This is a genomic window from Candidatus Hinthialibacter antarcticus, from assembly GCA_030765645.1.
Lineage (GTDB): Bacteria > Hinthialibacterota > Hinthialibacteria > Hinthialibacterales > Hinthialibacteraceae > Hinthialibacter > Hinthialibacter antarcticus.
On record JAVCCE010000072.1, the window covers coordinates 109,011 to 128,449 of the forward strand.

12 protein-coding genes are annotated in these 19,439 nt (G+C 50.5%); 8 read left to right on the forward strand and 4 right to left on the reverse strand.

Annotated features, from left to right (window positions below; translation table 11 throughout):
* Positions 1-17: 17 nt before the first annotated feature.
* From P9L94_18300 to P9L94_18310, 3 genes are all read right to left on the reverse strand, one after another.
* Entirely contained in the window at positions 18-1,727 is a 1,710-nt protein-coding gene (locus P9L94_18300; GenBank protein MDP8246041.1) for a sodium:solute symporter family protein, read from the reverse strand.
* A gap of 104 nt (positions 1,728-1,831) precedes the next feature.
* Positions 1,832-3,022, reverse strand: coding sequence for a PhoH family protein (locus tag P9L94_18305; protein MDP8246042.1), 1,191 nt, complete (start codon positions 3,020-3,022; stop codon positions 1,832-1,834).
* A gap of 270 nt (positions 3,023-3,292) precedes the next feature.
* The gene (locus P9L94_18310) at positions 3,293-4,762 is read right to left on the reverse strand and encodes a sulfatase (protein ID MDP8246043.1); all 1,470 of its coding nucleotides are present in this window, start codon (positions 4,760-4,762) and stop codon (positions 3,293-3,295) included.
* 177 nt (positions 4,763-4,939) lie between these two features.
* Between P9L94_18310 and P9L94_18315 the strand changes: the two genes are divergently transcribed.
* The 3 genes from P9L94_18315 to P9L94_18325 all read left to right on the forward strand — a co-directional run bounded on the left by P9L94_18315 (position 4,940) and on the right by P9L94_18325 (position 10,758).
* Complete coding sequence (locus P9L94_18315) at positions 4,940-6,091, forward strand: efflux RND transporter periplasmic adaptor subunit (GenBank protein ID MDP8246044.1); 1,152 nt, start codon at positions 4,940-4,942, stop codon at positions 6,089-6,091.
* A gap of 31 nt (positions 6,092-6,122) precedes the next feature.
* Positions 6,123-9,473 carry an efflux RND transporter permease subunit gene (locus P9L94_18320; protein MDP8246045.1) on the forward strand — a complete coding sequence of 1,117 codons (3,351 nt, stop codon included), beginning with the start codon at positions 6,123-6,125 and terminating at the stop codon, positions 9,471-9,473.
* Positions 9,474-9,564: 91 nt separating this feature from the next.
* Entirely contained in the window at positions 9,565-10,758 is a 1,194-nt protein-coding gene (locus tag P9L94_18325; GenBank protein MDP8246046.1) for a PmoA family protein, read from the forward strand.
* Here P9L94_18325 and P9L94_18330 read toward each other — a convergent pair.
* Positions 10,755-11,723: a nitrilase family protein gene (locus P9L94_18330; GenBank protein MDP8246047.1), complete on the reverse strand. Its 969-nt coding sequence runs from the start codon at positions 11,721-11,723 to the stop codon at positions 10,755-10,757. The two genes, P9L94_18325 and P9L94_18330, sit on opposite strands and share 4 nt — an antisense overlap.
* Before the next feature lie 150 nt (positions 11,724-11,873).
* On the opposite strand from P9L94_18330, the gene P9L94_18335 reads away from it, so the two are divergent.
* The 5 genes from P9L94_18335 to P9L94_18355 all read left to right on the forward strand — a co-directional run bounded on the left by P9L94_18335 (position 11,874) and on the right by P9L94_18355 (position 19,438).
* The gene (locus P9L94_18335) at positions 11,874-12,941 is read left to right on the forward strand and encodes a cellulase family glycosylhydrolase (GenBank protein ID MDP8246048.1); all 1,068 of its coding nucleotides are present in this window, start codon (positions 11,874-11,876) and stop codon (positions 12,939-12,941) included.
* A 15-nt stretch (positions 12,942-12,956) separates the two neighbouring features.
* Positions 12,957-14,258 (forward strand): molybdopterin-binding protein, encoded by a 1,302-nt coding sequence (locus P9L94_18340; GenBank protein MDP8246049.1) that lies wholly within the window; start codon positions 12,957-12,959, stop codon positions 14,256-14,258.
* Positions 14,259-14,270: 12 nt separating this feature from the next.
* Positions 14,271-16,640, forward strand: a complete 2,370-nt coding sequence (locus P9L94_18345; protein ID MDP8246050.1) for a DUF4962 domain-containing protein — start codon at positions 14,271-14,273, stop codon at positions 16,638-16,640.
* A 109-nt stretch (positions 16,641-16,749) separates the two neighbouring features.
* Positions 16,750-17,361, forward strand: coding sequence for a hypothetical protein (locus tag P9L94_18350; GenBank protein MDP8246051.1), 612 nt, complete (start codon positions 16,750-16,752; stop codon positions 17,359-17,361).
* A gap of 121 nt (positions 17,362-17,482) precedes the next feature.
* Positions 17,483-19,438 carry a YjhG/YagF family D-xylonate dehydratase gene (locus P9L94_18355; GenBank protein MDP8246052.1) on the forward strand — a complete coding sequence of 652 codons (1,956 nt, stop codon included), beginning with the start codon at positions 17,483-17,485 and terminating at the stop codon, positions 19,436-19,438.
* The last annotated feature ends 1 nt before the right edge of the window (position 19,439 follow it).

A 19,439-nucleotide genomic window follows, 5' to 3' on the forward strand; every position in this document is an offset into this window, starting at 1 on the left:
TTCCCCGCAAATGCAAATCAGGACGCAAGGAAATAGTAGACGCCGCCAATCAACGCTGCGACCCAAATCCAAGCGAACAAGAAACCATAAGTATCTGTTTTAGTTGGAACGTAAAATTCCCAATCAGGATGATTGATGATTTTCGTCCGTTGTTCGGGTTGTGAATTTTCGGGCAACTCGAACGGTTCCGTTGGATTTTCGCCGTCTTGGACTGGCGTGTTCAGGCAGCGGTAGAGTTGATTCAATTTGGTTTCGTCCGCCCGTTTTGTCATCAGGCTAACGGCTACCATCACGATGGCGCCCACGCTGAGATAGGAAAGCATTTGAAACGGTAAGCGAAATTCGCCGTCATAGACAGTAACCGCTGGAAGATAATTTACCGCAAACGCATTCATATCGAAAATGAATGACAATTTATTAGATGTCACAAGCAGCACGAAAAATGCAGATAGCGTACACGCCCAGGCGGCGGCTGGCGTGGCGCGGCGCCAGAACAGGCCGATCCAAAATGCGATGCCCATCATGGCTTGGATTTTCCAGAACGTTTCCAACCCTTCGATCACAGAATCAAGCGAGAGGGCGAATGCCACGCTGCCGAGAATGATTAAGCCAGCCGTAACGCGCCCGATAAATACATAGTGCGCTTGAGATTTGGTTGGCGCGACATAGGGCTTATACACATTTTCAGTGAACAAGGCTGACGATGAGATCATCCACGCATCGCAGGACGACATGACGGCCGCCAAAATCGAAGCGATGAAAAGCCCCAGTAACCCGGGCGCGATGGTGGGCAGAATGTCGCGCGCCATCAGACCGTAGGTCTGGTCGATTTGTGCGTCTGAGGTCAAGCCGGGGTATAAGGCAATGGCGCATAATCCGGTGATGGTCCATGCAACGGTGCAGAACCGCTTAAGCATGTTGCCGTAACAAAAGCCGACGCGGTTGTCCATTTCGGTTAGACCCGCTGCGCAACAACTCATGATATGCGGTTGAGTCACGATGCCGATCAATCCGTTGAATGCAATGACGGCAATATAGAAGGCCGTGATCTCACCGGGAGCGACTAATGAGAACATTGCAGGATCGGCGATAGTGTCTTTTAGTCCTGATATTCCGCCTACTAAATGCAGTGCAAAGGGCAACACCAAGAACGAAAGAAATATGGTCAGGATGCCTTGTATAAAGTCAGTCAGGATCGCTGCCCGTAGGCCGCCCGCGATGCCGTATACGACAAATAATACGGTGAGAATCGCAATCGCCCAAAATTCACTAAAGGCGCCGCCAGTGGAGGCGGTAATCATGGCCCCGCTGCCTTTAAGCATGGTGGCAATGTTCACAACAAGTTGCAGGATACAAATTCCCGCATACAGGGCGGCAACCGAATGACCATAGCGCATGTTGAAATAGTCGCCAGTAGTCAGAGCGCGCATCCGGCGGAAGATGGGCGCAATCGTCCAATAGAACGGCGTGCAAAACAGCCACAGCCATTGATACCAGATGCCCGACAGCCCATTGGTGTAGGTTTTACGCGCAACTGAAACCGCTTGGTCGGAGTGGGTTCCTGAACCAAACGAATAGAACAGCATGAAGGTTTTTCGAAACTGGCGTCCGCCCAAAAAGAAGTCAACGGTATTTTTGACTTTGTTGGCGGCCATGACGCCGATGATGGTGACGCCGACTAGGTAGGCAAATAAAACTAGCCAGTCGATAATATGAATCCCAAGCATAACGCACATTCCCCAATATTAATGAATCATGATAATAAAAAAAAATCATATCATATTTGCGGCGGACCGGCAATTAGCGGCCCGCCGCAGAAGGATAGAATTACTTATAAGCCTTTGCGCAAAATCATGTCGCAGATCGGGCCGCGGCTGCGGTCGCCTTTCAGCACAATGTGGCCATAGCCGGGTTCGCCGAGGCAGGTTTTGACGATCCAGTTGAGTCCGTTGTTGAATTTGTTGAGATAGCGGTTATCAATTTGCTCGACATCGCCCAAGCAAATACATTTCGTTCCGTGGCTCATGCGCGTCAACAGGCTGCGCGCTTCGACGCGGGAGAGGTTCTGCGTCTCGTCGATGATGACCACGGCGTTTTCGATGTTCATGCCGCGAATGTAGGCGATGGGGAGAACTTCAAATATTTCGGTATTGAGTTTCAGTTTTTGCGGGGTCGAATCTTCGGTGAAGATGCGGCTGCATTTGCTGCCGCGCTGCATGTGAAGTTTATAAATCAGGTTGCGCAAATAACGGATGTAAGGCTCGACTTTATCTTCTATGTCGCCAGGCAAGAAGCCTAAGCCTTCGCCAATTTCAATGGTCGGCTTGACCAAGTAGATTTTTTCGTATTGCTTTTCTTGTATGGCAAGGTGCATGGCCGCCGCAAGCGCGATATACGACTTTCCGTAACCCGCTTTTGATTGAATGGAGACTAAGTTGATATGCTCGTTCATCATCAATTCAAACGCGAGATTTTGGTAGACGTTAATGGGGCGCACGTTCCAGATTTTGTGGTCATAATCAATGACGCGGCGTTCGGTTGGCGTCATGTTGAATACGGGCTTGCCGTTTTCCCAGGTAAACGAATTCGGGATAAAGTCGTCGCCTTCTTCGGTGAACCCGGTGTAGAGTTGCGATTCTGATTGAAACGGGATCGACTCTTCGAATGGTTCGCTGCGAACGGAATGGTATTTTGAGAGAACTCGAAACAATTTGTCGTTTGTGACGAGGATGGGGTCTTGCAATTCGGCGTCTTTGATGTCTTCCAGGATGCGTAGGTCGCCGTTGCCGTTTTGGCTTGATTTTTTGTTTACGCCGATGATTTTGACATATTGGCTTTCTTCAATTTCATCCACTGCGCGTGAGACGACTGGGGCGAGGCGTTTGTCGTGTTTGAGTCCATCTAATTCCAGGACGACGGTGTATGGAAGATAAATCTCATTTTCACTGCCGTTCCGAAGAATCTCGATACACTTGGGGTTATCGAGGAGAACGCTTGTATCAATTACATAATTCTTCCGCATGAAGCCCTCCATCACAGGAAATAATCAGATTAAATGTCTGAACTGGCGGACGTTGTCCGCAAGCGTACTCTCCTTTCGATGGTCGGGGTGGATTTTTGGCGCTGCTTATGAAGAATTGCTGGCATGAAGCCCTCAATAAACATATTTCAGTCGATGAAACATTATAGCACAAAAGTTGAAGTTCTATTGTGAAATATATGTTAAGATTACCTATTGCAGGTCATGTTTCATATAAATGTTCTTTCTTAATACTAATCAACTATGTCTATATTACTGAGTTGGTTGAATTGGTGCGATTTCTGGGTTTTTTCGCGCCCAGTTCAAATATTCATCCACGGTGTAAAAGGTTTCGTGTTGATAGAGAGCGCCCTTCTCTTCCACTCTCGCTTTCCAATTGCTCTCCCATGAATCGCCAGTCGCGTCCATCCAGGCGAGCGTCCTGGCGTCTAAATTTTGTTGGACAGGGGCGTATTTTGGATTGCCAACCAGGTTATTCATTTGATAGGGGTCATTTTTAAGATCAAATAATAGCCAGGGTTTATCTTGATAGCGGGCGTACATATACCGTTCCGTGCGAACGCCGCGCCATGCGTTTTCTACAGTCCCGTGAGCGTAGGGGCCGAAAATTTGCATGAAGGCGGAATCGGGGCTTTTGTCGGTTTTGCCTTCGATATACGCGGACAGGTCGCTGCCCTGCATTTCTCTTGGTACATCAAGCCCACACAGTCCGAGCATGGTGGGCGCCATGTCAACATGGGTGAACATCGCCTCGCTGACATGGTTCTGACGCGCGTTCTTTGGATAGCGCACGATCCCTGGAACCACGGCTGATTCTTCGTGCGGTTTGCGCTTGAGGCGCAGCCCGTGCGACCCCAACATGTCGCCGTGATCAGATGTAAAAATAACGATGGTGTCATCGGTGAGACCCAGTTGATCTAACTGATCGAGAATGCGCCCGACCTGGTCATCAATCGCAGTGATCGCAGCGTAATATTTGGCGATGTCTTCCTTGCTGCCGAGTTCCGTTCCAGGTTTCCAGTTGGGGCGAAGCGTGATCGCTTCTGGATCATACATATCCTCATATTTTTTTGGTGCGCCGTAGGGGTTATGCGGCGGCCCCATGCCCACCATCAGGAAAAATGGATTGGTCTGGTTCGCTTGTATGAATTCAAGCGTCAGGTCAGTCCAGCCTTCCGGCTCAAATTTTTTGATAGGGATAGGCTCGTCGGTATCACGAAAATAGTGGTTATCAAAATGGCGGTGGCTGCATTGGTTGGCCGCCCAGTAATCGAAGCCTTGTCGCCTTGGCCCCGGCGGGACGAACCCCGGCAAGCGCTTTCCACCGTCCAAGTGCCATTTACCGATGAAGCCTGTCTTGTAGCCAGCGGCGCCCATCAATTCAGCGATGCTGGTTTCGGATTCCCGCAGTCGCAGGTCGTTGGCGATCATGCCATTGGCGCTGGCGTACTTGCCTGTTAGCAGACACGCGCGCGCCGCGCAGCAGACCGGCGTATTGGCGACCGTGTTTGGAAACAGGATGCCTTCTTTCGCCAGGCGGTCGATATTCGGCGTTTTAACGTCGGGGTTGCCCATGCAGCCCATCGCTTGCCCGCGCATCTGATCGGGAAAAATAAAGATGACGTTTGGCGGGCGCGACTCATTCTTCGAAGATGCGACTGCTCCATGACTTGCGAGCGCCGCAGAGGTGGAAGCCATAAAATGCCGACGGGAAATTTTCACAATTTGAGTTCCTTATTCATTTGGACAATAGCGTAATGTAATTAACGCAATTATTTTGTATCCATTAATTCTACAAATCTACCATGAACGGGTTTGTTTCGTCAACAAAAGTGTATAATTACACAATATACAAGTCTCCTCGATTATCTCAAATCATTTTTTCAGGAGCCTCACCCCATGTTTAACTTACTCACGCGCCGCTATGTATGCGCTGCGTCTATCTTTTTTTTGACTTTCTCGTTGGTTGCAATTGCGCAGCCGCCCGATATGCCAGTGATGATCCCCAGCGTTCGCGCTGACGCGGTGCGTATGGAAGACGTGCAAGAACGTCGGCAGATTACGGGAGATTTGCGGGCGAAGTTTCGTTCACAAGTCGCCGCGCTCGAAGAAGGCCGCCTGGTTAAAATTTTGGCGGACGAAGCGGACGTCGTCAAAAAAGGCGACCTCATCGCGCGTATTGACGACCGCCGCTTAAAGGCGCAACTCGACGGTTTGGAAGCGCAACGGCAGATTACCTTGGCGCAAAATGAAGCGCGGCGGGCGGAACTGAAAAACGCCCAATGGAACCTCAACCGCTTAAAGCCGCTGTGGGACAAAAAACTCACCACTGAACAGGAACTCGAAAACGCCAATATGCTTGTTCAGGTGAAAGAGGCCGAGGTTTTGGCGGGCGAACGGACGTTGATACAAATAAAGAGCTCCATTGATCTCTTGAAAATTCGCCTGGAAGAAACCCGCATTGATGCGCCTTTCGATGGCGTAATAATTGAACGCAATGCCGAGTTGGGCGAATGGATTACGCCGGGCAACCTTGTTGTCACCATGATCTCGACCGGGACCATCGAAGCCTGGCTCGAAGCGCCGGAACGCATTGCCTATCTGTTTCAAAAAGAAGGCGGCGATGTCCAAATTGAAATTTCCGCTAGCGGGCAATCTTTGGAACCAAAAGAAGTACGCATCATCCCCCAAGTCGACCCGCGCGTACGCACGATGTTTATTGTTGCCGACCTCGAAATGGACGCCAACCATTTGGCGCCGGGCATGTCGGTCACCGCGTCCTTACCGACTGGCGAACGCAAGACGCGTATGACGGTTTCAAAAGACGCGATTATGCATCAGGAAACAGGGTTCTTCGTATATAAAGCACAACAAAGTGAAGATGGCTACATTGCTTCGCCTGCGCCGATTACGCGGTTGTTTACCACTGGCGACCGGGTCGCGATTGAGTCGCCCGCTTTAGCGGAAAGTGACTTGGTCATTGTAGAAGGCAATGAACGACTTTTCCCGATGTCGCCCATTTCTTTAATTGGGCAAACGGACGCAGAATAATCACTCAAAAAATGGAGCCTCAATTTTTACCATGAAATTGGTTGAAGGATCAATACAACAACCGATCACCGTAACAGTCTGCGTGATTCTCGCCTTGCTGGCTGGGTTCGTCGCGCTGAACCGCGTTCCGATTCAGCTGACGCCGGAGATCGAAGACACAGTCATTGCGGTGACGACGACCTGGGAAAATGCGAGCCCGCAAGAAGTCGAAACCGAAATCGTCGATGAGCAGGAAGAGCGCTTACAGGGCGTTTCCAATTTGCGCTTGATGACGAGCGTCAGCCAACGCGGGCAAGGCGAAATTCGTCTGGAGTTTCAAGCTGGAACCAACAAAGACGTCGCCTTGCGCGAGGTGAGCGACAAACTACGCGAAGTTCCTGCGTATCCGTTGAATGTGGATGAGCCCGTTGTTTCTGACACCGACCCGCAGAGCCGGGATTATGTCGCTTGGTTGTTGGTCGCTTGCGATAATCCCGATTATGACGTGACAAAATTATACGATGTTCTTGATAAGCGTATGAAGCCTCAATTTGAGCGCTTGTCGGGCGTGGCTGAAGTGAACGTGTTGGGCGGGCGTGAGCGCGAAGTGCAGATTCGCGTTGATCCGGTCTTATTGGCGCAATATGGAATCACTTTCAGCCAATTGGCGGACGCAATAAATATTACAAACCAAAATTATTCCGGCGGCGCGTTGGTCGATGGGAAATCTGACGTGCGGGTGCGTTCGATTGGCCGTTATAGCCAGATCGAACAAACGAAGAATACCGTCATCAAACAAGACGAAGCGGGGCCGGTTTACATCCGCGATGTTGCCGATGTTGTTGAAACCTATAAAGAGCAAGCGGCCTATGTGCGTTCACGCGGCATCCCGGTATTGGCGATTAATTTTCAACGTGAGATTGGCGCCAATGTTTTAGACGTGATGAAAAATATTCACGAAGAAATCGACCGCATGAGCCTACCCGGCGGGTTGATGGAAGTGATCGCCAATAGCGAAAATGTTGGCGGGAAACTGCGCCTGGTGCAAGTCTATGACCAGACGACCTATATCGACCATGCGCTGAGCCTGGTACAAGAAAATATTTTCCTTGGCGGCGGGCTGGCAATCATTACGCTGCTGCTTTTTTTACGCTCACTGCGTTCGATTGGCATCATCGCCATTGCGATTCCCATTTCAATTATTGGCTCAATCGTGTTGTTGTACGCGATGGGGCGGACGGTCAATGTCATCAGCCTGGCAGGTATGGCGTTCGCTGTTGGAATGGTGGTCGATAACTCGATTGTTGTTTTGGAAAACATTTACCGACACCTTGAGATGGGCAAGTCCGTGCGTCAGTCGGCGCTTGAAGGCGCCCAGGAAGTCGCAGGCGCCGTCCTTGCTTCGACGCTGACAACGCTCATCGTATTTATTCCGATTCTCTTAATTGAAGAGCAAGCGGGACAGCTGTTTCGCGACATCGCATTGGCAATTTGCGCGGCGGTTGGAATCAGCTTCATTGTCGCGATAACGGTGATTCCGTCCGCGTCGGCATTGTTTTTGCGCAACCGGGATTACAGCAAAAAACCAACGCCTTCTTTGGATTCAAAACGTGGATCGGGCGCGAAGGTTTTTCTGCGCGTATTGTTCTTTTTCATTTGGCTTCCCTATTACCTCTTTACGCACTTTTCAGAAATTGTCAGCAGCCAAGTCCGTTATTTGTCAAACACGGTTTTTTTGCGCTTGGCGATTATTGCGATTTTTGCGGTCGTTACGATTACTGGCGCCTATTTTCTGTTGCCGCCGATTGATTATTTGCCGCAAGGAAACCGCAACATTATTTTTGGTATGTTGATTCCGCCGCCCGGGTATAACTTAGAAAAATTATCGTCGGTCGGTAAACGCATTGAGGCGCGCATTCGGCCTTTTTGGCAGCAAACCGAAGCGATATTTGAATTTGAAAAAGGCAATATGAAGCCAGACCCCGACTCATTGGTTCAGTTGCCTGCCAGCCCAATGCCAGGGGCGCCGCTGATGACGCCGCCTGCGATAAAAAATTATTTTTTAGTGGCTAGCAATGGCGCGATGTTTCACGGCGCGATCAGTGACGACGACGAAAAAGTCGTCGATATTATTCCCCTGTTTCAGTACGCGACCGCATCGGACGTTGCGCCCGGGTTTATTGGTTTCGCGTTTCAACTTCCACTATTTCGCATCGGCGGCACCACCGGTTCAGCGGTCAATATTGATCTCTCCGGGCCGAATTTGTCGCAAGTGAGCGGGGCCGCTGGCGCATTATTTGGAAACATCGTTGCTCAATACGGCCCCTATTCTTTGCAGCCGGAACCAAGCAATTTCAATGTGCCGAGTCCTGAACTTCAGGTGCTTCCTAATTTAATCAAATTAACGGACATGGGGTTGACGCCCCGAGACATCGGCCTTGCGGTTCAAGTGAATGCGGACGGCGCTTTTGTTGGAGAGTATGAAGTTGAGGGCGAACGTATCGACTTGGTGTTGATTTCGAAAGATGCGAGTACGAAGAATGAATTAACGGATTTGTTGCGCGTCCCGTTGTCGACGCCTGACGGGGCGAATGTGACGTTGGAAAGCGTGGCTGATTTTAACCGCACGGTTCGGCCCGACCAGATCAAACGGGTGGCGCGTCAGCGCGCGGTCACGCTGCAATTCACGCCGCCGCCGGGAATGCCGTTGCAAAATGCCATAGATGACATTGGGGGCATGATTGAACAGTTGCAAACCGCCGGGCAAATTCCGCCGGAAGTGCAAATCAATCTGACCGGCAGCGCGAGCAAACTGGGCGCGATGCAAACCGCGTTGCTTGGCGACGGTACATTTTCGGGCATGACGCAAAGTTCGTTGTTTCTTGCTTTGTTGGTTGTGTATTTGTTAATGTGCGTGTTGTTCCAAAGTTGGGTTTATCCATTGGTGATTATGGTGACGGTGCCGCTGGCGACGTTCGGCGGGTTACTGACATTGGCGGGTGTCCATTACTGGAGCCTGATCGACCGCCACATGCCAATTCAAAATATGGATGTGCTGACCATTCTCGGCTTTGTAATTTTGGCTGGCGTCGTGGTCAATAACGCGATCTTAATTGTCCACCAGACGTTAAATTTTCTGACGACAGACAGCAACATGGACCCAAAAGAAGCGATTGCGCAAGCGACGGAATCCCGCGTACGTCCGATTATGATGAGTACGCTGACCTCAGTGGGCGGTATGGCGCCGCTGGTGTTAATGCCCGGCGCGGGTTCAGAACTCTATCGAGGCCTTGGCAGCGTCGTCGTTGGCGGGTTGCTTGTTTCAACTGTGTTTACGTTGGTTTTGATTCCACTGGTGTTGAGCGTGGTATTCGATATCCAGCGGATGTTTACACGGCAATAAACGTGAAATGCTTACAAATTTTGTCGTTCTTCTTGCCCTCAGCGTATTCTCCCAGTAAAACATAGATGTGGATTTGATTAAGAGGAGCGCTATGAAATCATTCTATCTATATTTTCTATTCGTTGTTTCAGCCCTATTTTCATCTACGTCATTCGCGCTGGAAGTCAAAGTTGACGCCGGACCGTTCCCCCTGAATCACACCCCGGTTTTTCTGGAGATGAATAGCGCTCCATCTGAAAATGTCGTTGTAACGCATGGCAGCCAAGTTCAAGTCGGGCAAATAGAGCGCCTGGAAAACGGGCGCGTGAAAGTCTGGTGGATGGTTGATTCACTTCAGAAAGAATCGAGCAAAGTCTATTCGATTTCTTTTGAATACGCCCCACCAGCCCAAAAATTCTCATGGTCATCGGAAGAAAAAATAGGGATGGATTTATCTTACGGCGACCGTACGCTATTGCGATATATGCACCCGTCTTATGACCCGAATGATGTTGAATCGACCAAAAAACCATTCCATCATGTATTTGATCCAACGGGCGCCCATCTGATTACCAAGGGAGTTGGCGGTAAATATTCTCACCATCGCGGAATCTTTTTTGGTTACAACAAAGTGTATATTGGCGGCGACGTTGTTGATATCTGGCACGCCCGCAACGGCGAACATAGCGTTCACCGTGAAGTTGTTCGTGAATCGGTTGGCGCCGTGTTTGGCGAGCAAGTGTTATTGATTGATTGGAAAGACGCCAAGGGAAAGCCGTTTATCCAAGAGACGCGCACGTTGCGGGTCTATCAACCCGCAGATGACCAATTTTTGGTTGAATTCTGGACGGAATTACAATCGCTTCGCGGTCATATTCGGTTGGAGGGCGACCGCCAACATGCAGGCGTTCAATTTCGCGCGGCTCAAGAAGTCGCGGAGCATGAAAACACGACGCGTTTTCTTCGCCCTGACATCTGGAAGCACCTAGAACCTGAAAAAGCGAATAATGCTGAAAATTTTGTTGATCTGCCTTGGAACGCCATGCAATTCACCGTGGAAGACACGCGCTATACTGCGGCGTATCTGACCGACCCTGCAAACCCGGACGGCGCGCGCTTTTCAGAACGGGCGTATGGCCGGTTTGGCGAGTTCGTTCCTTATGAAATCACCGAAGACCAACCTCTACGCCTGCATTATCAATGGTGGATCAAGACGGGCGACGATGTTTCGCGGGAAACCATCGAAGCGCAATATCAAACGATGGTTGATCCACCAAGAGTGAAGGTCATTGTGAATGATCGCTAGGCTTCATCTTCGCCGAAGCGAATGATTCGGGTCGAACGTTCAAATCCGATTTGGGTTGCAATCAGTTTGTATAGCTCCGGTCGACGCGCTTGCAGCCAACGCTGTCCGGTTGACATTGGCTGCAATGACTTATCGAGTTCGGCTATGACCATGTTGTCGTCGGCTTTCCAGGTTTCAACAAGAATTCGCCCATACGGATCAAGCACCATTGCGTTTCCAGTGCGAACTTCATCATCATCCATTCCGACTCCATTACTGAATAGAATAAATAATCCGTTGTCGTGCGCTCGCGAAGGCAGCCATCGCATCAGCCATTCCCTGCCCTTCGGGCCGCGTATTTCTTCTTCAATTGCTTTGGGGTTCTCTTTACGGTTCAACCAAATTTCAGGATCAATTACATCCATTGCATGAGGGCTGCGCGATTTGGTCCCGCCGGTTTGGTGAGGCGCCAATAGAATCTCTGCGCCTAAGAGCGCATTCATACGCGCGTTTTCGATTAGGTTATTGTCATAACATATTAAGACGCCAATACGCCAACCGTGAGGTGTGTCAAAGACAGTAAATTCATCGCCGCAGTCTATATCTTCATTAATGAACGCATGAAGTTTGCGGTGTTTTTTGTGGCTTCCGTCGGGCATGGCAACCAGATAGGTATTATACATTCGGCCATCTTCGCAAATTTCGACGAGACCGGCGCCGATGGTCATATTGTATTCCTGCGACCATTGTAGGACTGCCTGCGAACTCGGCCCATCCGAAACAGGCTCAGCAATCTTCATCAGTTGGTTTCGGTCTAATTTTCGAAGATACCAGTAGCCTGTGATTGAACATTCTGGAAATGTGATTAGCTCAACGCCTTGTTGATGGGCTTGTTCAACAAAGGCGCACATCTTCTCTAAATTGGCAGATTTATCGCCGGATTGATGTTCAAATTGGACGGATGCAACTTTGAGATTATCAGGCATGATATTTTCTCCCCCCAGCGCTAATCGACATTATCATACTAGCAGATTAGCCGCTTTTTTTCTTCAACTAAATTATTTATCCCGTTAGCGGTCTTTCATTGAATTTGGTACTATTGTTAAACGACTTTAACTGAGAAAGGTATCAGCAAAATGAAACGCCGCACATTTTTGCTTCAAACTGCCGCCGCCAGTTGTTTATCGCTGGCTTCAACCTCAAACGCCGCTGAAATAGACGTGTTTTCACCCGCCCATATTCCCCGCTGGCGCGGATTCAATCTGCTTGAAAAATTTACGTTGAGACAAAATAAACCCTATAGCGAGCGTGATTTTGAATGGATGGCGAAATGGGGCTTTGATTTCGCCCGCATCCCGATGGATTACCGCTGTTGGACAAACGCCGATAAGCCTTATGAGTATGATGAAACCGTCCTGAAGCATATTGATGAATTGGTTGGCTATGGAAAGCAATACGGCGTTCATATTAATTTAAACTTGCATCGGGCGCCGGGGTATTGCGTGAATCCGCCGGAAGAAAAACTTGACCTCTTTTCGTCAGATGAAGCGTTAAAACAATTTTGCGCACAATGGAAAAATTTTGCAGAACGCTATAAAAGTACGGCTCAGAATGAAGTTTCGTTTGATTTATTGAATGAACCCAAAAACAGCATCCCGGAAGAAACCTACGCCCGGGTCATGCGCGCCGCCATACAGACGATCCGCAAAGTTGATCCCAATCGAGTGGTGGTAGTGGATGGCCTCAGTTGGGGACAGAAGCCCGTTCACGCCTTGGCAAAAGACAACATTGCCCAAAGCACCCGAGGGTACAATCCGTTCCAGATCAGCCACTATAAGGCGTCTTGGATTGGCGGCAGCGATACATGGGACGTTCCGACCTGGCCGCTCAAAGTCAAAGATCAAATACAGGATAAACAGTGGATTTTTGAAAAATATATCAAGCCGTGGAAAGAACTCGAAGCCAAAGGCGTCGGCGTACATGTGGGCGAGTGGGGTTGTTATAACAAAACGCCGCATGACGTTGCGCTGCCCTGGATGGAAGATTGCCTCGCGCTTTGGAAAGACGCAGGCTGGGGATGGTCGGTCTGGAACCTGCGCGGCTCATTCGGGATTGCCGACAGCGGGCGCGAAGATGTTCAATATGAAGAATTAGACGGTCACAAAATCGACCGTAAAATGCTGGAACTGCTCCGGCGATATTAATCATGAGGATATGAAATGAGTCAGCGTTACGCTTTCTATTTCTTATGCAGTATTTTCGTTGTGTTTTCAGTCGGTGCTGCGTTTTCAGAACCAACGGACGCGCCGACAAAATACGCAATTGTCGTCACCGGCGGCGAACTGTTACGCGGCGTTTATGCGGATGGTCATACGCAATTTATTACCAGTACGCTTGAGCCGTTGGGAGCAAAATGCGTCAGCGCGGTGTGCGTCGGCGATACGGCGGAAGAGTTGCAGGATGCGCTGCGCTTTTCGAGCCAACACGCGGATTTTGTCCTCGTGACGGGAGGCCTTGGCCCGACCGACGACGATGTAACCCGTAAGACGTTGTCGGCGTTTGCCGGCATTGATTTATACGAGAATCCCGAAGTGGTTGACCAGATGGTGCGTCGTTACGGCGCGTCATCAAAAGAGAAACTTCGCGACAACATGCGACGCCAGGCGATGACGCCGAAAAAAGGCCGATACTTGCTCAATCCAAACGGCAGCGCGGTTGGTTTAGTGTTCGATGACGGACAGCGCGTCATCGCTGCTATGCCGGGGCCGCCGCGCGAATTACAGCCGATGGTGAAAGAGCAGCTGCTTCCCTTTCTCGCTGAACGCTTCGGCATCAAAACCATCGGCGCCTCGCTGACGATGCGCTTCATTAATATCGGCGAATCGCAAATCGACGAAGTGATGCACAAACATCTGACGCTGCCGAAAGAGCTGATGATTTCTTCTCTCTTTGAGATGGGACGTGTGGATTTGACTTTGTCCCTGCCGGGCGGTTCTGAACAAGACCGGGCAATCTTGCGTCAGTTTGAAAGCGAATTATTGGCGCACATTGGCGACTCGATGTACACCGATCAAGGCTCGACGTTAGAAGAAAGCGTGGTTGCGTTATTGAAAGAAAATAATGTGTCTCTCGTGACCGCTGAGGTCGGCAGCGGCGGCGCCGTGTCCGCGAGTTTGAGTCGTCCTGAGGACGCCGTTTCCGTATATTCCGGGGGATATATAGCGCCCAGCGACAACGTAATGGCCCAGATGGTCGGCGTCGATCACTTGGATCAGGAATCCCACGAAGCGCTTTCGAAACAGATCGCAGGCGTGATTCAAAAACGCGCAGGCAGCAAGTGGGGGCTTTATATCAGTGAAATTCATCAGAATGAAAATCGCCGCTTTGTCTGGCTCGCGCTCGCATCGGATGACGGCGCAATTGATGGACGCCAAATTGGCGTCAGCGGTCGGGGGCAATATGCGCAAGACCGATTGGTGAATTATGTTCTGGATTATTTGCGGAGGCGTTTGCAGAAATAATTGGAGAGTGTCATGAAAAACATTTGGATTTTATGCAGCATCATTGCCATTTTTGCAATCACTGGAATCGCGGCGCCTTCTATTGATGAGACGCCTGCGCAGGAGCGCGAATGGGGTTTTCGTCCAGTTGACCGAGACCATCTTCAACTGAATCCGCCCTCATTTAGCTGGCGGCCGCAACGGGGCGCCGAAACCTATGAACTCCAATGTTCATCTGATTTATCATTTCAGACGATCGAATATCAAATTGACGATTGGACGTTTAATGTTCATACTCCGCCTACACCATTTAAGCCTGGAGCCTGGCACTGGCGCTTCCGGTACATATCCCATGACAATGTTGTGTCTGAATGGAGCCGGATGCGGACGTTTTCTATATCAGAAGACGCAACAGAATTTTCGCTGCCGTCGCGCAATGAATTAATCGCCCGCATTCCCAAACAACATCCGCGCTTGTTTGTGCGTCCTGAACAAATAGAGAATTATAAGCAACGGGCGCAGACGGATTTGAAAGAGCATTTTAACGCTTTGGTCAAACAGTGCGAAGCGATTATGAAAAACCCGCCTTCGACCGATGAACCAAAGCGCTATCCAGATGATATTGAGCGAAAGAGCGAAGAATGGCGCGCTCTCTGGTGGGGCAACCGCACATATACAATCAAAGCGCTTAATAGCGCAGCGACGCTGGCGTTTACCCGGCTTGTCGGCGGCAAAGAAGAATACGGCGAGATGGCAAAGCGCATACTATTGGATTGCGCTAAGTGGGACCCCAAAGGCTCAACCGGCTATCGCTATAACGATGAAGCCGGAATGCCGTATAACTATTATTTCTCCAGGACCTATACCTTCGTTAATGATTTATTAAATGAAGAGGAAAAACAGTTCTGCCGCGAAGTCATGCGTGTTCGAGGGCAGGAAATGTCTGAGCATCTCAACCCCAGACATTTGTGGCAGCCATACGCGAGCCATAGCAACCGGGCTTGGCATTTTCTCGGTGAAGTCGGTATCGCGTTTCTGGATGAAATCCCCGAAGCCGAAGACTGGGTATGGTTTGCCGCCAACGTATTCTCAAACGTATACCCGGTTTGGAGCGACAGCGACGGCGGATGGCATGAAGGCAGTAGTTACTGGAACAGTTACATGGGCCGTTTTACCTGGTGGGCGGACGTGATGCGGGTTGCAATGGATTTAGATGCGTTTGAAAAACCGTTCTTCTCACAAGCCGGATATTATCCCATGTATCTGGCGCCTCCTGGAGCGAAAGACGGCGGATTCGGCGATTTAACCGCGAATCGTAGATCAGATCATTACGTCAATTTGGTTTCGATTTTTGCTGCACAGGCCAAAAACTCCTATTGGCAATGGTACGTCGACCAACATGGCGGCGCATCATTCGATAATTCCTACATTGGCTTCATTCGCGGCGCATTGCCAAAGGTCGAAGCAAAAGCCCCGAGTGAATTGCCTGCTTCGCGTTGTTTTTGGGGTACGGGCCAGGCGATGTTGAACAGCGATTTGCTGAATGCAAAAGATAATGTGCAAGTCGTATTCAAAAGCAGCCCCTTCGGAACCCAAAGCCACGGCTATGAATCGCAAAATTCATTTCTGTTGAACGTGTTTGGCGAGCGGATGTTTATCCGTACTGGCAAGCGCGACATCTACGGCAGCGACCATCATCAAAATTGGATGTGGGATTCAAAATCAACGAATACCATCACCGTCAACGGACAGGGGCAGAAAAAACATTCAGGCTCTGCGGTTGGTGAGATTCTGGAGTTTTATACCAGCGATAAGGTTGATTATGTCGCGGGAGAAGCCTCGGCTGCGTATGAAGGAAAACTTGAGCGTTTTACGAGGCGCATCATCTATCTCAAACCGGATGCGGTGTTGATCTATGACACGCTAGACGCGCCAGAGCCGTCTAGTTTTGAGTGGCGTCTTCATGCGGTGGATGAAATGAAGATTGAAAATCAACATAATATTCTCGCAAAGAACGGCGATGTAGAATGCCGCGTCGATTTTTTATGGCCCAATGATTTGGCGCTCTCTCAAACCAACAAGTTTGATCCACCGCCCCGCGAACGCGTCAAATTGACGGAGTATCACCTCACAGCGGAAACCAAGTCAAAATCAAAACGTCAGGAGTTTATCACCCTATTTCAGCCGTATAGAAAAAATGGGCCACAGAAATATGAAGCGTCCATCCAAGCGGGAGAAAATGGATATTCAATCACTTTAGACAATGCTGAAAAACCAGTAAGTATTTTGCTTTGTCCTGATTCTGGTCAGGTTGTTGCTAAGATAGGAGTTCAACCCGCGCGTTCCGTTGCGCAAGTCGGCGTTCATTTCGGCGATGAAACGCCAATCTATTTTGGGAAATAGCGAAGCGCGAGAAAAAAAATCAAAGAGGCTTCTCGAAATTGCGTTAACCTCTACAATCTTGATCCGTTAGTGTGTAAACAAGAGAACCATTTTTTAGGAGAGTAACTGGATGATGAATACGCGTTGTGTGCCTTTTGCTATTGCAATTGTAACAAGTTTGGCGCTGTTTGGTTGCGGCGGCTCAGAACCGAAACCGGTTGTGGTTGCGCCGACAGTAACTGCTGCCCCGACTGCGACTGTTAAACCCACTCCAAAACCCAAACCGACGCCAACGGAAATTCCCGAACTGGCGGAACCCACCGTTGATGCGACCGCACAAGAAAAAGTCATGCCGGATTTAGTTTTGTCTGCCACGATGTCGCCTCCATCCAAAACGAAATTGGAATTTCAATGGCTGCGTAAGATGCTGGGTATCTTGGATCGCGATCAACTCGCAGATTACAACGAGAAAATTTATGGCGTCTATGCTGGCGGCTGGGAAGGCAAGATTGTCAGTATCGGCGAACTTGAAATCGGCGAGCCTGTGATTGTGGCGGAAATTCAAGACGGAGATGTTAAGCGGCCTTATGTCGTCTTACAGAACATTTCGCCAGAATTATTGAATACGTTCTCAGAGGGACAAACCATTGTATTTGGCGCGAATATCAAAAACATTGGTCCGTATGGAAATTATAAGCGCGTTATATTGATGGTGTGTTCTGAAATCTATGTAGAAAATTAAACGACGTTCAATTTGAAATCTCTCACAGCCTCTGCGCAGTTCGCAGGGGCTGTTTTGTTTTGACGCGCGGCGTAGTATGCTGGTTTGGCGACGGAAGCAAACTAATCATAAGGACTACGACATGAGCATTCTTGATACTCTCAATGGACCAGAATCCATTTTCAACGTACGCAGCAAAGCCGCAGGCCCGCAAGGCTCATTGCCTCTGACGGATGAAATGTTACGCAATAGCCCCAGCGGCGACTTGTTTGCGTTGACGGAAAACGTCGGCATGGGCTGGGAAGCCGAAATCGTGAATCGCGACAATGTATTGATTCTCAGCACGCTGGGCGGCTATCGCGCTGAAGACGGAACGCCCATCGCGCTTGGCTACCATACCGGACATTGGGAACTCGGCCTGCTGGTCAAACGCACCGCTGAAGTGTTGAAATCGCTAGAGTGCGTTCCCTTCGCGGCCTATTGCTCCGACCCCTGCGACGGGCGGACGCAAGGCACCTCTGGCATGATGGATAGCCTCGCGTATCGCAATACCGCTGCGGAAGCTTTCGGGCGCTTAATCCGGTCGCTTCCCTCTCGCCGCGCCGTGGTTGGTATTGCGACGTGTGACAAGGGGTTGCCCGCCATGATGATGGCGCTGGCTGCGGTCAAAGGCCGTCCAGTAATATTGCAACCCGGCGGGGTGACGCTGCCCGCAGAAGACGCCGAAGACGCAGGAACGGTGCAATCTATCGGAACGCGCTATGCGCATGGCGAGATTACGCTGGAAGAAGCCGCCCGTTTGGGATGCTCAGCCTGCGGAAGCCCCGGCGGCGGATGTCAGTTTTTAGGGACCGCTGCGTCGTCGCAAGTCATCGGCGAGGCGTTAGGGCTTTCGCTGCCGCATACCGCGCTGATTCCATCCGGCGAGCCGGTTTGGTTTGAAATGGCGACGGCGTCCGCCCATGCGATTCGCCATTTAATGAAACAAAAAATTTACTCTGAACATATATTGAAACCCGGCGCATTTCGTAACGCGATGGCGGTCCATGCCGCTGTCGGCGGATCGACCAATTTGCTGCTCCATTTGCCCGCCATTGCTCATGCGGCTGGAGCCAAGCGCCCGGTGGTTGAAGATTGGATTCGCATTAACGATACCGTTCCGCGCATTGTGGACGTTCTGCCAAACGGCCCGCAACATTTCAAGACCGTTCAAGTCTTTCTCGCGGGCGGCGTTCCAGAAATTATGCTGCACCTGCGCGAAATGGGCGTCTTGGATTTATCGGTTCGCACAGTGACGGGCGAAACGCTGGCGGACAACCTGACTTGGTGGGAAGCCTCCGAACGACGCAAGCGTTTTCGTGAGGCGTTATATCAACAAGACGGCGTGAATCCCGACGATGTCATTATGTCTCCAAAGGCGGCGGCGGAACGCGGCCTGACCAGCACGGTGATTTTCCCTCGCGGCAACCTGGCGCCGGAAGGCGCCGTCGTTAAAAGTACGGCGATTGATGCAAAACTTTGCCCGGAGAATGTGTATTTCAAACGTGGAACGGCGCGAGTTTTCTCGACGGAAATGGACGCGATCCGCGCATTGAAATCGCAGGGTGATGATGCATTGAAGCCGGGCGACATCGTCGTATTGATCTGCCGAGGGCCAATGGGCGCCGGGATGCCGGAGACGGCGCAAATCACCATGGCGCTGAAATATACCAAAGCATTGAGCCACCTTGCGCTAATTACCGATGGGCGGTTTTCTGGCTTTTCAAGCGGGCCGTGCATCGGACACATTGGCCCTGAAGCCCTGGCGGGCGGGCCGATTGGCAAAGTGCAAGACGGCGACGTGATTGAAATTTGTATTGACCGAAGCGCAATGACCAGCGCCGTCAATTTGATCGGCGAAGCAGGCAGCGATGAATCTCAATGGAGCGTTAACCGGGGCGACGCAATCCTGAACGAGCGCCCCGCCCCCAATTGTAAAGCCGACCCCAACCTGCCAGACAGCGTTCGCTTATGGGCGGCGCTACAGCAAGCGGGCGGCGGAACCTGGGGCGGCTGCGTCTATGACGTCGATGAAATTATTTCATCACTGTCGAAATAAA

Excerpts from the sequence above, each read along its gene's own strand:
- P9L94_18300 (MDP8246041.1), bottom strand. The coding sequence starts at position 1,727 with ATGCTTGGGATTCATATTATCGACTGGCTAGTTTTATTTGCCTACCTA.
- P9L94_18305 (MDP8246042.1), bottom strand. The coding sequence starts at position 3,022 with ATGCGGAAGAATTATGTAATTGATACAAGCGTTCTCCTCGATAACCCC.
- P9L94_18315 (MDP8246044.1), top strand. The coding sequence starts at position 4,940 with ATGTTTAACTTACTCACGCGCCGCTATGTATGCGCTGCGTCTATCTTT.
- P9L94_18320 (MDP8246045.1), top strand. The coding sequence starts at position 6,123 with ATGAAATTGGTTGAAGGATCAATACAACAACCGATCACCGTAACAGTC.
- P9L94_18325 (MDP8246046.1), top strand. The coding sequence starts at position 9,565 with ATGAAATCATTCTATCTATATTTTCTATTCGTTGTTTCAGCCCTATTT.
- P9L94_18330 (MDP8246047.1), bottom strand. The coding sequence starts at position 11,723 with ATGCCTGATAATCTCAAAGTTGCATCCGTCCAATTTGAACATCAATCC.
- P9L94_18335 (MDP8246048.1), top strand. The coding sequence starts at position 11,874 with ATGAAACGCCGCACATTTTTGCTTCAAACTGCCGCCGCCAGTTGTTTA.
- P9L94_18340 (MDP8246049.1), top strand. The coding sequence starts at position 12,957 with ATGAGTCAGCGTTACGCTTTCTATTTCTTATGCAGTATTTTCGTTGTG.
- P9L94_18345 (MDP8246050.1), top strand. The coding sequence starts at position 14,271 with ATGAAAAACATTTGGATTTTATGCAGCATCATTGCCATTTTTGCAATC.
- P9L94_18350 (MDP8246051.1), top strand. The coding sequence starts at position 16,750 with ATGATGAATACGCGTTGTGTGCCTTTTGCTATTGCAATTGTAACAAGT.
- P9L94_18355 (MDP8246052.1), top strand. The coding sequence starts at position 17,483 with ATGAGCATTCTTGATACTCTCAATGGACCAGAATCCATTTTCAACGTA.